Here is a 13,712-nt window from a genome sequence, read left to right as displayed (position 1 = left end):
AGTAGGTTTTTTTTTCAACACTAAGGTAGTCATTTAACGCCACTTAAGAGAATATAGCCGTAGATAGCATGCTGAATTATATTCACTTTGTTTAAATAAATTTACTTAACAGAAGTTTATTTGCCTTTGTGCTGAAAACTGGTGTACGTAGAAGTTATAAATTACTGCATAGTAATTTTTAGTTCATTTGAAAGCTTGACTATATCAGGCGATTTCCAAAATACTGGGCAACTCGACACCGCAGTATTTAGGCTAGATTTAGCCACGGCATCGTTACGAAGTAAGAAACCAATTACCGCGATTCTGATCGCTGTTGCGGGAGATAAGTGAGACTGAGTAGCGGCATACAATTCTTCTAAATTTTTGTTGTGAGATTCAATTTTACTTAGGCGTTCTGTACTTGTGAGCATGCTTATTTCGTAATACAGTCTATATATATCCATTTCTATCGACCTAAGCCCTAAAAGCTCATCTTGATGAATAATATCCAAAGCTTTTTGGTAATAGGTTTTGGCTGTAGCAAGCTGTTCCATGTGACGATACACGTCCGCTAAGTTTCCCCACGTCTGGTGAATGTTATTTTCATCTGATAACGATATCGACCACTTGATAGACTTCTCTGCTGCATGAAGCTCATTTTCAAAAAAATAAACTCTACCCAACATTTCATGTCCAAGAGGCGATGATGGGAAAAATTGTATTGCCTCTTGATATCTACTTTTCGCTTCGGGTATATCACCCTGACAAAATAGCAGCGTACCTAGGTTTGTTAACAGCAGCACGTTTTTATTAATATGGGTGGCCGCATCTATGTGATTCATTGCTGAGCTAATATCTCCATTGTGAAAATCAACTAAACTTAGGAGATGGTGAATTCGCCAGAATGCAGGGTAAGTCGAAATAATTTTACTACTCAATAATTCGATTTCATTTAACAATAGCGCTTTTTCACTGCTTTCTTTCGAATATTCGAATTTTAAAAAAGCGATTTCATATAGCATTTGCGCCGAATTGTACTTTGCGTTTTGTAGTGCTTTTTTCATCATAGATAAAGCGCTTTTTAATGAGGCAGTACTCCTAAATAGCGCCAGGTTAGCTGCAAGCACATAAGGAGATGAAGGTGCTAACTCCAGTGCGTGTGCACATGCTTTACTGGCATCCTCTAGAACAATTTTTTCGTTTCCAGCCCAGCTTTCCAAAATGAGAGCTTCACATAAGCCGGCATACGCTTGAGCAAAATCTTTATCGCGCCTTATTGCAGCACTAAATCTGCTTTGTGCATGAATCGCCTGCTCATCTTGATAAGTCGTATCTAACTTTGCCCTTCCCTCTAAATAGAAGGCTAATGCTTCATTAGAAACGTTGAAGGCAAACTTGGGGTTAATTGTTATAGCCTCTTGCTTAAAAAATAATGAAACAACCTTTGCCACTTCGTTCGCAATATCGGTCATATATAAATTGAATTGCCCGCTAGATAAGCTTGTATTCCAAAGTGTGGTACTCCCTTTATTGGTCCAAGCAACTAAAGCGATGCTCCAAAATCGCCCCTCACTTTGCGTAACTATTTCTAGAACTGCATCGGCTCGATAGCGCTGTAGAAGTTGAAGAGGTGCGGTTTTAGAAGCTTTTTCACCTAAAATAGTTAGCGCAACTAAATCGCTATCAATAGCCTTAGCTGTAGCGTCAGCAAAAGAAAGCATAGAATCATTAACGGTTAATATAGCGGAGTAATGTTCGAATGAGGGGTCGTCTAGTAAGTTTAGAGGCTCGTCTGACTTGATGAATTCAGGTAATAAGTATGTAACCGAGAAAAACAGCCCTAACCCGAAACTGCTTACTATGAAAATCCAGAAAAAATTTTTCTGCGGTAAATATTCTGTGCTGTGAAATTCACTAGAGGGAACCGTTTGGCTGTAGCTATTACCGGTTTCGCGAGCAGAATATTCGGTATCCAAATGCGCTTTTTCGAGAACGCCAGTTACCAATTTACTTTCTTCTATCGGATCACCAGAAGAAGAGTCGCCTGCATTTCCTTTTTTATTATCTGACTCTTGAGATGTTTGATACAACGTATAGGCTTCTACACCTAATACGGAAGCTACACGTTGTAGATTATAGGGTGAAACAGGAACACCTCTAAAAACTTTACTTACGAGATCTTTTGGAACAGTGGTCGATTCTTCTTGTTTAGCGATAGCTTTAGCAAGCGCAATCTGCGTTTTAAAACCAGCTTCTACCATAGCTTTTTCTAAACGTTTACGAGAAGCAACCACTCCTCTTTTTCGGTGGACGCTCATAGTCTTCTCAAACTCCCTGTAGAGAGATTACTAAATGTGCTTATTTACCACTTTACACCTGTTTAATATTTGATCAAGCCTTTCCAGTGACTAAGCTACCCAATGCATTCACGTGGCAGCCTAAAATGAATTACACAAAATAGGTATTATCTAAGGAATATCCTGACCTTTGCATTTCATCGTTACAGATATCTTTGAACACCGCTTTTTGCTCTTCACTCCACTTAACAGATTCTAAAGACGAAGCACTAAAATCACTACTACCTGTTTTTTGAGGCGTTTCGGTAGCTTGATAATGCAACATACGTTCATATGCCGAATTATCTAAATTTAAAAATTGTGCTAATGATTTGATCACTTCTGAAGGATTTTTTGCTAGACGGAACTGCTCTACATCCATGAACCAGTTTTGCGCTTTAAAGTATTGGCTGGAAAGCACTTGTTTATTTCTACGCCATAAAAGCATTGCTTGGCGCCATTGTCTGCAGTGCCCCTCGAAAGGAACTTGAGGAAACTTTCGAAGTCTCGATTCGATATTTTCAATACCACGCCTTTGGCAATAAATAACTTTAGCATTCGGATACGCTAACATTAAAATTGGTAACGAATTCAGCATGGGTATGCCAGGAGTTTTATCGATAAAAACTTTACCCGGATAATAGCTGCTATACAGCTCTCTAAATTGCTGTACTTGCAACGCTTTCACATAAATGGACTCTACTTCCCAAGTAAGCGTACCTTTATTTCCCGATGCCGGAGATTTTTTTACGTAGTCGGTAGCTGTGGTTACTAGTGTTGCTAGCAACTCTGCCATATGGGATTCGCCATGACTTTTAATGCCCATTCCTCGTTGTAACATATTACCCACTACGGTAGTTCCGCTTCTAGGTGAACCTAGTACAAACACTGCTTGAGGGAGATCAAAAGAGGGAAGTAACGCAACATGAAAAACCGCAACCGATGATGTAGTGTGAACCAAAACTTTTAACACTACTACTTTAGATGGAAGGTTTTCTAACCCTAAGGAAACCTTATTGATTGATTTGTCGAATTCGATGTTCGATAGATTTTGCTCGCCATGTAACAAGGCAGAGTGCGAAGCAATAGATACTTCAACATTATCTATATCGCCTAACTCTTTGGATAGCTGTAACGAAAGTGACGAGGTTGTTAAACCTATAGCGGGCCCTTCGAAGGGGATAATTGAAGCTGTGTTGTCTGCCTCAATAAAATACGACCACTTCATTTTATGGCTCCTAATATAATGCAAGATTTTGCTTGGCTGAGTCTGCGATAGTTAATGGTGCTGTAATTCCCTCGCAACATTTGCTATATAAATCTGGCTCATGAATAAGCCTTAACAAGGAATTTTTAAGCGACATAACTTTACCCACCGAAAAATGTAACCCATTAACTTCGTGGACTACTTTTTCAGCCATACCACCTATATTACTGGCAATAACCGGTACACCGGAACGAAAAGCCTCTTGAATGACAATGGGAGAATTTTCCCACCAAATTGAAGGTACTACCGCCCAATGTGCGCTATCGAGCAAACTAGGTAAGTCAGCATTTTGATATGCTCCGTGCAAAAACACCGTGCCCTTCAACTTTTCCAAATTTTCAAAAATTTCATTTTGAAAGCGTTTCGGCTGATGCTCTAGGTTAGCACCGTGAATATCTAATACGAATCTTTTGCGATCTTTTCTGTCTAATAAGAGCAGGCTATTAAGTAAAACATCTAAGCCTTTATAACTATTAATTTGCCCAAAATAGGCTAAGTGAATAAGCTCTTCATGTTGTTTTGCTTTCACACCTTTTTCATCTATTTTGGCGATACCATTTTCGATAACATGAATAGAACTTTCTTCTAGCCCCCACGCTTTGTAGCGCTGCTTAAGAAAATGTGAAGGGGATATAAATGTATCAACAACAGAAAAAGCACGTTTAATATACATTTCACGCATAAAAAAGTCGGCGGGTGACTTTTCTGGAAAGCACCCATGGCAATCTCGAGGGGATGCCTTACTGCAAAGGGCGTTTGTTTTATTTTTTACCATTAAACCGTTACGATGACATATGGCTAAATATTCGTGTAACGTAAAAACAATTTTTACATCGGGCAGTGTTTTTCTTACCTCTAACAGGGTTTCAATACCCATCAAAAAGAAGTGATGAAAATGCACTACATCTGGTTTAAAACGAGCTAGTAAATCACGTAATTCTGACCAAATATATCTTGTACGAATATTCGAAAACATAAAGTCGTCGTCTTGACGAGTATGAAAGAGTAATTCGTTGGGCTTATTACGAATTGAAAAAGCCGCACCGCCATGAGGCGGCTCTTCGCTTCTAGCCAAAAACATAACATTTAGGCCCTGCGCTTCATACTCTTGAAATAGCTGATAAGCTGCCAGCTCTGCACCACCTTTGTGTACATCTGGGTGACCGTGGGCAATGATGAGTATTTTTTTATTATCCATTTTCAGCCATCACTTCTACTATTCTATCGTTCCATTTATTGGTGTGCCTTAGGCCATTCAACATAGACAGAGTATGTTTCCACGTGTTGCCCGATACCAAAGACTGCGATAGGCGTTCTAGATGATACATTTGCACCACACCTGACACTGCAATACGCTTGTTTTGGTTTCGTACTTTCATGCACAAATCTGAATCTTCAAAATCACCAAGTATGTAACCAATATCAAAACCGCCAACGTCTATGTATTGCTGCTTAGTCATGAGCATAAGCGCACCAGTTACCGCTTGGGCATCACGTATATCGAACTCATCAGTAAGCGATAGTGGAAACCCTTTTTGTGGGTGGTAGTTCATCCACATACCAGGATGTGAAGGGTCTTGCATGTACTCCATTCCTTGATGCTGAATGGTATTGTCTTCATACAGCAAAGTACCACTGAGTATGCCCATATTATCATTTTCGACAAACTGACTCAGCAATGCTGAAAACTGACCTATTTGCTTTGGGATTACATCTGAATTAAGCAGCACAATGTACTCGGCAGAAGCGTGGGCAACGCCTAAATTATTCGCCCCAGCATAACCTAAATTACGCTCGCTAAGTACAATTTTAAACGGTACGCCAAAGGTTTCGAATACCCCCTGGCAAGTAACCATAAATGCGTGCTTTATTCTTGGGTCATCTAGTACATATACTATTTCAATATTGTCGAAATCAGGGTCTAAGCTAAATTGAGACATTTGAATTTGCACAAAGTCATAGCGGCCGTAAATAGGAATAATAAGAGACAAGTCTGAGTTTTCTACCGAAGCACCAAACTGTTTAATCAAGGCTGAATTAGGGGCTTCAAGCCTACCACGCCAGCACTTCTCTATTGCCGAGTTAACATGCTTGGCAAGCTTTGGAAATTTAGCGGTATTGGTAATATCTACGTTAGTCAGTAGTATTTCAGTTAACCACGTTTCTTCGCGTTTAAATTGCTCGGCCTTTAGCGCTTGACCTTGAAAAAACACCCCATCAACACTGTACATAAGCTCAACATCGGGGTTTACCTGCTCAGGCAACGACACGGTAAACGCAAAACCAATTTTCTCACCTTGGCTAAGCGGTAATTTCAGCGTCTCTGCAACATCGTATCTTGGGTGAAAAAACGCATCTTTTAAAATACAGTTGGTAATAATATTATTAATGCGTAGATTTATACGCTTAAATAAACGCGCCTCATCAAGCACCCATCCTATTAACAAAATGGTATTTGCGTCTAAGGTATAGGTATAATCTATTTGAATTTTACTGTCTTTGTGAGACAGAGAAAGATTATTGGGCGTGTTTTCGTCGAATTCTAATGCCTTTTGTCCCCAGTAAAAACCATTCCTTTCAAGCAGTGCTGTGGCATCTTTTATGAGGTTTTGCGGTAGCGGGGAAATTTCAGCGAGCAAAGTTGTGTATAAAGAAGGTGTTATTTCTATACTACAGTAATCATCCCCCCATGATAGATCTACACTGCTTTTGTTCGTTGCATCAGAAAGCACAACCAAAAAACCGGAACAGTGCTCACTAGGACACTGCATAACCTGACTTACGTCCTCTCTTTTGTAGAGCAAAAGCTGTGAGGCAGGTTCACCGTCGAACTGAAGTGGGTGCGTTGACATATTACTGCCTACAACTGCCCACCCTCCTAATAGCAGTCTTGAACCTACTGCAAAGGCAAAATCTATTTCTATTTTCAAATCTTCCATTACCCATTTATGGTTACAACTTTGAAATCAGATCAGAAATTGCAACTCGTTCTGCTCTTTTATGTTTGCCACATTTAGTAGATAATAACTATAAGCTATAGTCTCACATAAATTCAAAAAAAAGTACCGAGGCAAAAGCACGTTTTTTGAATTTGAGTGCTCGTCACTCAAAAAGCGGTCAGGCAAAGGAATCATAAGTGGCACAACAAGATAATGAACTAACAGAACATTCCACAGACGCTACATTGGATAAAAGTTTAGGAGCAGAGCAAAGCCATAACATCGCCATGAATGACGAGGATCTGCATTTTGTTAAACAAGTAGTGGAAGAGGCTTTTGATGAGGATTTCTATAGAGAGCATGCTGATATTGATAGTGAAGAAAATGCGCTAGCCCATTTTTTAGACGATGGGTGGCAAGAGGGTTTAGATCCTTGTGAATGGTTTTCAGTAAGTGCATATTTAGAACTAAACCCCGACGTCAAAAAAACACAGTTGAACCCTTTTTTTCACTATTTAGATAAAGGTAAAGGTGAGAATAGACCCATTCGCGTGTCTCAAAAGAAATTTGCGTATTCTGAAACGGAACTTCAACACGCAACCCACGTAATAGAAAAAGATTTCGATGAGATATTTTATCTAGAGAAATACAACATCCCGAGTAATTCCGACGCGATATTGCATTATCTAAAAAATGGATGGAAATTAGGCTTCAATCCAAATATTTGGTTCTCTACGTCAAAGTATTTAAATAACAATCTTGATGTTGCAAACAGTGGTGTTGAGCCATTTAGCCATTTTCTAACAGACGGACTTAGTGAAAAGCGACCGCTTTATAGCAGCTCTAAACACAAAACCGCGCCTGAAGCCTTATCACCTATAGAGGCCTCTGAAAAATTTGAAGGCTCAATCATTTATGAAGTAGCCAACGCGATTAAGAGTTCTAAAGATTTAGTAGAGCGTAACTGGGTCAATTGGACATCTAAATTGAAAACCGTTGATGGCGCGCCGGAATTTGTTAAGGCTCATTTAGAATTTGCCGTAAACTTCGCAGGGGGAAAAGAGGGCATTGTACTAGGCTGGATTGTTGCAGAAGGGGATCCCATAGTATGGGCAGAAGATGCAAAAGGCCACGTTTGGTTTCTAGACGATGCCTACCGCACCCGCAGGGCAGACGTGCATCAAGCTTTTTTAAAGTCTTCTTTTAATTGTATTTCTGAAGAGCTTGGATTTGCCCAGCGCATTAATAATATGGCACAAACAGGCAGCCTGACGCTTAAAGCGCTCTCTCACCAAGGTGTGCACATATTAGGCACTAAAGATATAGAAAACATTGGAAGCTCACCAGTGCAAGCGGCACACTGGCTGTTTGGCATTCCTACAGCTATACCTAATTTAGCAGAACGTTTTACCAAACTTGACCTGCCTATTATGGAAACCATTATTGCAGAGCAACGCAAGAAATACTCCGCGCTTAATCAAGAAGTAAAGCATTACGGGAAAAACCTGAAAGCACCTGAGGTGAGTATTGTTATACCCCTTTATGGCCGTATTGATTTTATTGAAAGCCAGATGGTGTGCTTTTCAAGCGATAAGTTCGTTAGCCAGAATTGCGAAATTATTTATGTGGTGGATGACCCTGCATTACTTAGCGAACTTTCGACCATTGCCGAGCAACTTTACAACCTGTATAAAGTACCTTTTAAAACCGTTTGGGGAAGTACAAATAGAGGGTTCTCGGGAGCTAACAACCTTGGCGCAGAACATGCGAATGGCGACTTACTACTTTTCTTAAATAGCGATGTTTTTCCTAAACAAGAAGGCTGGTTAGAGGCGTTAAAACAAGAATTACTTAAATCTAACGATATTGGCGTTGTAGCACCACGACTCACCTTTGCAGATGGCTCTATTCAGCATGCGGGCATCGAGTTCAAAAAACGAACTGACTTAGGCATTTGGATAAATCACCACCCACAAATGGGCTTAACACCAGAATTAGATGCAAACTCTTCGTCAACCGCTCTTCCAGCTGTAACGGGGGCATGTATGCTAATTCGCAGAAGCGACTTTGACGCCATAAATGGTTGGGATACAGGCTACCTTATAGGTGATTTCGAAGATTCAGACCTTTGCCTCAAGCTTAGAAATAGAGGCAAAAACTGCGTTTATGTACCTACCGTTGAGCTTACGCATTTAGAAAGACAGTCGTTTAACCTGACAGGAGCAGGCGACTTCAGAATGAAAGTAATTATTCTTAACGCTGTGCGCCACCAAGAGCGCTGGAATGGTTTATTAGTAGGTAAACAAAATTAGAAATGGAATTAAGTAGTATGAAAGAACGAATTTTGGTTATCTCGCACGGCCATCCAGATTTTAGCTTAGGCGGTGCTGAAATAGCCGCGTATAATTTATTCAACGCTTACAAAGAGTCTGAGCAGGTAGAAGATGCTTGGTTTTTAGCAAGGGCTGACCGCGGCCGAGGCGCAACTGGGCAAATAAGAAAGCGCAGAGACAACGAATACCTGTGGGAACAAGCCGTTCACAATTGGCACATGATGAAAGCGGTAGAACAAAACTCACTTACCACGTGGTTTGCCGATTTTATCAAAGCGCTAAACCCAACCATTGTTCATATGCACCATTACGCTCACATGGGTTTAGAATTTATTCGTGTAATTAAGCAAGTAAACCCTGATATACGTATATTTTTTACTATTCATGAATATATGGCGATTTGTAAACACAATGGCCAAATGGTAAAAACAGGCGAAGGGCATAAACTGTGTAGCAGCGAGTCGTTTGATGAATGCCGAAACTGCTTTCCAGAAAATACCGCAGAAGATTTTTGGTTAAGAAAACATTACTTTCAAAAGCACTTTGAAATGATAGATGGCTTCATCTCACCTTCTGAATTTTTAAGGCAGCGCTACATTCAGTGGGGCATAGCCGAAGATAAAATAATAATGATTGAAAACGGGCAAGCTGATCTGCCAAAGCTTGAGCCACGCCCCTTAAATGAAGGTGAGAAACGAAACCGTTTTGCTTATTTCGGGCAAGTTAACCCGTACAAAGGCATTGATATATTACTTCAAGCGTTGCACACCATGACCAAGGAAGAGCGCAAAGAACTAGTTGTTGAAATTCACGGCGCTAACTTAGAACAGCAAAGCGGTGAATTTAAAGAAATAGTGGAAAAGCTAGCCTCTAAACTTGTTAAAGAGGGCTGTTTACGCTGGGTTGGCCCTTATAGGCCCGACGAGCAAATGGACCGAATGAAAGCCATTGATTGGGTAGTGGTGCCGTCTATATGGTGGGAAAACTCCCCTATGGTTATTCAAGAGTCTTTTGTAGCTGGTCGACCATTAATAGTATCTGACATTGGCGGCATGAAAGAGAAAGTGCGCAATAATGTAGACGGCTTACATTTCAGTGCTCGAAATCCTTCGTCACTTGCTTCAGTTTTACTCAAGGCTTTACAAGGTGGGGGAGAGCTATGGGATGCGCTTCATAAAGGAATAGAGTCACCCCTTACTAATAGGGGATGTGCTGAATCGCACTTTAAGTTTTTTACAAGGACTAATAATGTCATCCGAATTAAATCCATATAAAAACAAACCACAAAAAAGCTTCTGGTCGCCAGCTGTAGCCAAGAGACATTTTTACGATATTGAGAATCTGTGGGACCCCAAATTTAAAATAGAGCGAAGCGATAGGGTGACTACTTTTGGTTCATGCTTTGCTCAGCATATAGGCAATGCATTGCGGGCTCACGGTTTTAATTGGTTCATAACGGAAAAGGCGCCTTTAAATTCAAGTTCCGCATTGAGAAAAAAGTATAACTACGAGGTGTTCTCTGCCAGGACCGGTAATATTTACACCACTTCGCTATTAAAACAGTGGGTAAACTGGAGCTTGAACCCCTCTTCTTTTCCAGATAATTTAAAATTCTGGGAAAAAGACGGGAGGTATATTGATCCGTTTAGACCAGTCATTGAACCTGAGGGCTTTTCTACACTTTCAGAACTTGAAAATTCTAGGTTTAATACGCTAAGCAGCTTCAAACTTGCTTTAAAGAAGAGTGATATATTCGTCTTTACTTTGGGGCTGACAGAAAGCTGGGTTAATCAAGGCTCTTCAATAGAGTTTCCTCTTTGTCCTGGAACTGTTGCAGGTGAATATTCGTCCTCGCGACATGAATTTGTAAATCAAACGTATGATATTGTAGTTAGCAATCTGAGTGCTGCAATTGATCAGATTAGAAAAATTAACCCCTCATGTAAGTTCATTTTAACAGTGTCACCAGTTCCACTTACTGCAACTAACACCAACGAGCATGTATTGGTTGCAACAATGAAGTCAAAATCGATTCTTCGCGCTGCTGCTGACTTTCTTTCTGGTAATCTTGACTATGTTGATTACTTTCCGTCATATGAGATCATAAACTCGCCAGTATTTAGAGGAACATTTTTCGAACCTAATCTTCGCCAAGTAAACTCACGAGGAGTAAGTTTTGTTATGGAAACTTTCTTTAGGTGTATGAACCAAAAATTTGGATTAAGTACATCAGCGATGACTCAATCATATGATGGAAATGATGAGTTGGTTTGTGAGGAAGAACTCTTGTCTGCTTTTGGAGAATGATATGAAGCTTCTTATTATCGGTAACAGCCACGTCGCAGCTATCATAAACGCAGTGAAAGAATTAGATTTATCTAATAATACTAATATAGACTTCATTTCCCGTAGCATGGGTAAAGGAGGTGTCATCGGTATCAATATAGCTGACGGCATGATTAATAGGTTAGAATTAGATAAAAAAGAATTTAAATCTTTTTGCACTGATTCAAAAGCCCAAAAGGGAAGCTTAACCTTGGAGGAATACGATTCTGTTGTAGTAGTTGGAACAGAGCCAAGCCTATTCGATTATAGGGAGTTTTCAGAAAGAATGCTGCAAGACTTGAGTGAAGATCTGTGTAACTCAAGTACAAATCAGTTTACAGTGTTAATTTCCAAAATAAGAAAGAATTACAGTAAACGAATTTGCTTGCTAGAGAAGCCTATCTCTACAAGAAACTCAAGAAAAATGAGCCAAAATTGCTACAATGAGAGTTTAAACTATTTTAATTCTAAGTATTTGGCTCAATTCAATGTGGAAATCGTAGCACAACCAACAGAGAGCTTCATAAAGAACGTTGCAGTCACTGCTCCAGAGTTTCAGGCGCAGCCAGATGATCATACCCACATGAACGCTGGCTTTGGGATGCTTCAAATTCTAAAGCTAAAGGAAAAGCTCGAATGAAGAAGATCGTGCTACATGTTGGAATGCATAAAACAGCAAGTTCCTCCATCCAATCAACATTAGCGAATAATTTAGACTTATTAGACTCACAAGGCGCACACTTCCCAATATTTAAATTGGGGAAAAGAAATATAGACAACCACAGTATTCCTCTTTATAGCCTTTTTTGTGAAACGCCTGATAAGTACCATATAAACGTTAGGTTTAGTGTGGATATACCTGCACAGCACGCTTTGTATAAAGAACAGTTAGATACGATGCTTGCAAAGAAAGACTTTATTATATTGTCTGGCGAAGATGTTTGCATTCTCTCAGAATCAGGATTAAAAAGCCTCAAAGACTATCTGACATCATTTGGGCATGAATTAGAGGTGCACTGTGTTCTACGCCAACCATACTCTTTACTTTGTTCATTGATTCAACAAAATATAAAAGGCGGATTGGAAAGTCTTAATAACATCCACATTGTAGCGATTTCTTCTATGGTAGAAAAGCTGATGTTAGTGTTTGGAGATGTTAGATTCCATGCATTCTCAAAACTAAAATCCTCAAGTGCAGGTTTAGTCAGGGAATTTTTATCTCTTGCCAATATTGATACTTCAAACTTTCGAATTATTAACTCTAACGAAGGTATCGGGGATCAAACAACAAGATTGTTAAACTACGTTAATCAAAGAGTACCTGTTTTCGTCGATGGTAAATTAAACTCACTAAGATGTGGGGTACACCAGTTCAATAGTGACTTTAATTGCGATAATAGAAAGTTTTACCTCACCGATAGCGAGTTATCAACGGTTCAAAAGGATCTTGAGGATGAAAATAAGGCGTTAGATTTATTGTTAAAGTGCGAAGATTTTTTAGATGTTGATTTTCCTGTCAATAAGCATTCATCTGTTAGCGAAGATTTCTTAAAAGCTGTCATCATTAAAAGTAAGAGCTTACCAAAAGCAATGAAGAGAGCTTGTTATGACTACTTAAATAGTACAACACAAGAAAACTCTCTAAGTCATTTGCTTGATGATTTTTTTCAGGATGACCTCGCTAACCTCAACGCGGATTTAGCTAGAAACACAGCGCTCCTCTGGGAAAGTCGTAATATTAACAACGCAATGTTTTTCATGACATTGGCGAAATATCAAAGGCCCAAAGGCGAACTCATACTGAAAAAACTTAGCGAGTATCAAAAAATTATTGAGCAAAGAGTTTCGGATGAAAAATAAAAATTTCGTTCAGTTACACCCTAAAACCCCGAATTTGCATAAAGATTCAATATTTGAAGAACCTTGTGTTATTCAGCCATTATTAAAGCCAAAATCATTAGTAAAGGTCGGTGCGTACACGGGAATATATGGAACAAAATCAAACATTTACTCGTGCTACATAGGACGTTATTGCTCGATCGCTGACAATGTGACAATTGGCCCATCTGAACACCCGACAAATTGGTTGTCTACTTCGATGATTCAATATGTAAACGCGGTTCATGATTGGGATAGCTACGTAACTGAACAAACAGGAGCTTATCATTCGCCACCTGTGAAATTCAGAGCTGGAACCCCTCCTGTAATTGGAAATGATGTTTGGATAGGCGCGAACGCATTTATTAAAAATGGTATTTCGATTGGCAATGGCGCAATAATTTCTGCGGGCGCGGTTGTTGTGAGTGACGTTCCCGATTATGCGATCGTCGGCGGCGTACCTGCCAAAGTAATAAAATACCGATTTTCTGAAAAGGTTATTGAAAGTCTCTTAAAGTTGTCTTGGTGGGACTATCACATCATGGGTACTCAAGAAATAGAGTTTTCAGAACCTGAAAAGGCCCTAGCCACAATCGAAAAAATGATAAGTCAAAGCCGCTTAAAAAAGATTATATCAAGTTAATAATAATGAGTG

10 protein-coding genes are annotated in these 13,712 nt (G+C 39.6%); 6 read left to right on the top strand and 4 right to left on the bottom strand.

Going from position 1 to position 13,712, the window contains the following annotated elements:
* Nucleotides 1-161: 161 nt before the first annotated feature.
* The 4 genes from C7Y69_RS03280 to C7Y69_RS03265 all read right to left on the bottom strand — a co-directional run bounded on the left by C7Y69_RS03280 (nt 162) and on the right by C7Y69_RS03265 (nt 6,521).
* Entirely contained in the window at nt 162-2,297 is a 2,136-nt protein-coding gene (locus C7Y69_RS03280; protein WP_126871792.1) for a tetratricopeptide repeat protein, read from the bottom strand.
* Nucleotides 2,298-2,427: 130 nt separating this feature from the next.
* Complete coding sequence (locus C7Y69_RS03275; protein WP_126871791.1) at nt 2,428-3,543, bottom strand: sulfotransferase family protein; 1,116 nt, start codon at nt 3,541-3,543, stop codon at nt 2,428-2,430.
* 10 nt (nt 3,544-3,553) lie between these two features.
* Nucleotides 3,554-4,780, bottom strand: coding sequence for a glycosyltransferase family 4 protein (locus C7Y69_RS03270; protein WP_126871790.1), 1,227 nt, complete (start codon nt 4,778-4,780; stop codon nt 3,554-3,556).
* Nucleotides 4,773-6,521: a glycosyltransferase family 2 protein gene (locus C7Y69_RS03265; protein ID WP_126871789.1), complete on the bottom strand. Its 1,749-nt coding sequence runs from the start codon at nt 6,519-6,521 to the stop codon at nt 4,773-4,775. Before C7Y69_RS03265 ends, C7Y69_RS03270 begins: the two co-directional genes overlap by 8 nt.
* 197 nt (nt 6,522-6,718) lie before the next feature.
* Between C7Y69_RS03265 and C7Y69_RS03260 the strand changes: the two genes are divergently transcribed.
* The 6 genes from C7Y69_RS03260 to C7Y69_RS21770 are packed head-to-tail and all read left to right on the top strand — an operon-like array spanning nt 6,719 to nt 13,700.
* Entirely contained in the window at nt 6,719-8,833 is a 2,115-nt protein-coding gene (locus tag C7Y69_RS03260; protein ID WP_126871788.1) for a glycosyltransferase family 2 protein, read from the top strand.
* Nucleotides 8,834-8,850: 17 nt separating this feature from the next.
* On the top strand, nt 8,851-10,128 hold the full coding sequence (locus tag C7Y69_RS03255; RefSeq protein ID WP_185864132.1) for a glycosyltransferase family 4 protein: 1,278 nt from the start codon (nt 8,851-8,853) through the stop codon (nt 10,126-10,128).
* Complete coding sequence (locus C7Y69_RS03250) at nt 10,103-11,161, top strand: GSCFA domain-containing protein (protein ID WP_126871786.1); 1,059 nt, start codon at nt 10,103-10,105, stop codon at nt 11,159-11,161. Before C7Y69_RS03255 ends, C7Y69_RS03250 begins: the two co-directional genes overlap by 26 nt.
* Before the next feature lies 1 nt (nt 11,162).
* Nucleotides 11,163-11,819 carry a hypothetical protein gene (locus C7Y69_RS03245; RefSeq protein WP_126871785.1) on the top strand — a complete coding sequence of 219 codons (657 nt, stop codon included), beginning with the start codon at nt 11,163-11,165 and terminating at the stop codon, nt 11,817-11,819.
* Complete coding sequence (locus tag C7Y69_RS03240; protein ID WP_126871784.1) at nt 11,816-13,039, top strand: hypothetical protein; 1,224 nt, start codon at nt 11,816-11,818, stop codon at nt 13,037-13,039. The genes C7Y69_RS03245 and C7Y69_RS03240 overlap by 4 nt, the downstream gene beginning before the upstream one ends.
* Nucleotides 13,029-13,700, top strand: coding sequence for a CatB-related O-acetyltransferase (locus tag C7Y69_RS21770; RefSeq protein ID WP_126871783.1), 672 nt, complete (start codon nt 13,029-13,031; stop codon nt 13,698-13,700). Before C7Y69_RS03240 ends, C7Y69_RS21770 begins: the two co-directional genes overlap by 11 nt.
* The last annotated feature ends 12 nt before the right edge of the window (nt 13,701-13,712 follow it).

It is taken from the genome of Alteromonas sp. KS69 (genome assembly GCF_003989595.1).
In the GTDB taxonomy this organism is placed as follows: Bacteria; Pseudomonadota; Gammaproteobacteria; order Enterobacterales; family Alteromonadaceae; genus Alteromonas; species Alteromonas naphthalenivorans.
Note: the sequence above shows the minus strand (reverse complement) of the source record. Positions and strands in the feature narration are given on the sequence as shown.

Coding starts and splice junctions, on each gene's coding strand:
- C7Y69_RS03280 (WP_126871792.1), bottom strand. CDS start 2,297: ATGAGCGTCCACCGAAAAAGAGGAGTGGTTGCTTCTCGTAAACGTTTA.
- C7Y69_RS03275 (WP_126871791.1), bottom strand. CDS start 3,543: ATGAAGTGGTCGTATTTTATTGAGGCAGACAACACAGCTTCAATTATC.
- C7Y69_RS03270 (WP_126871790.1), bottom strand. CDS start 4,780: ATGGATAATAAAAAAATACTCATCATTGCCCACGGTCACCCAGATGTA.
- C7Y69_RS03265 (WP_126871789.1), bottom strand. CDS start 6,521: ATGGAAGATTTGAAAATAGAAATAGATTTTGCCTTTGCAGTAGGTTCA.
- C7Y69_RS03255 (WP_185864132.1), top strand. CDS start 8,851: ATGAAAGAACGAATTTTGGTTATCTCGCACGGCCATCCAGATTTTAGC.
- C7Y69_RS03250 (WP_126871786.1), top strand. CDS start 10,103: ATGTCATCCGAATTAAATCCATATAAAAACAAACCACAAAAAAGCTTC.
- C7Y69_RS03245 (WP_126871785.1), top strand. CDS start 11,163: ATGAAGCTTCTTATTATCGGTAACAGCCACGTCGCAGCTATCATAAAC.
- C7Y69_RS03240 (WP_126871784.1), top strand. CDS start 11,816: ATGAAGAAGATCGTGCTACATGTTGGAATGCATAAAACAGCAAGTTCC.
- C7Y69_RS21770 (WP_126871783.1), top strand. CDS start 13,029: ATGAAAAATAAAAATTTCGTTCAGTTACACCCTAAAACCCCGAATTTG.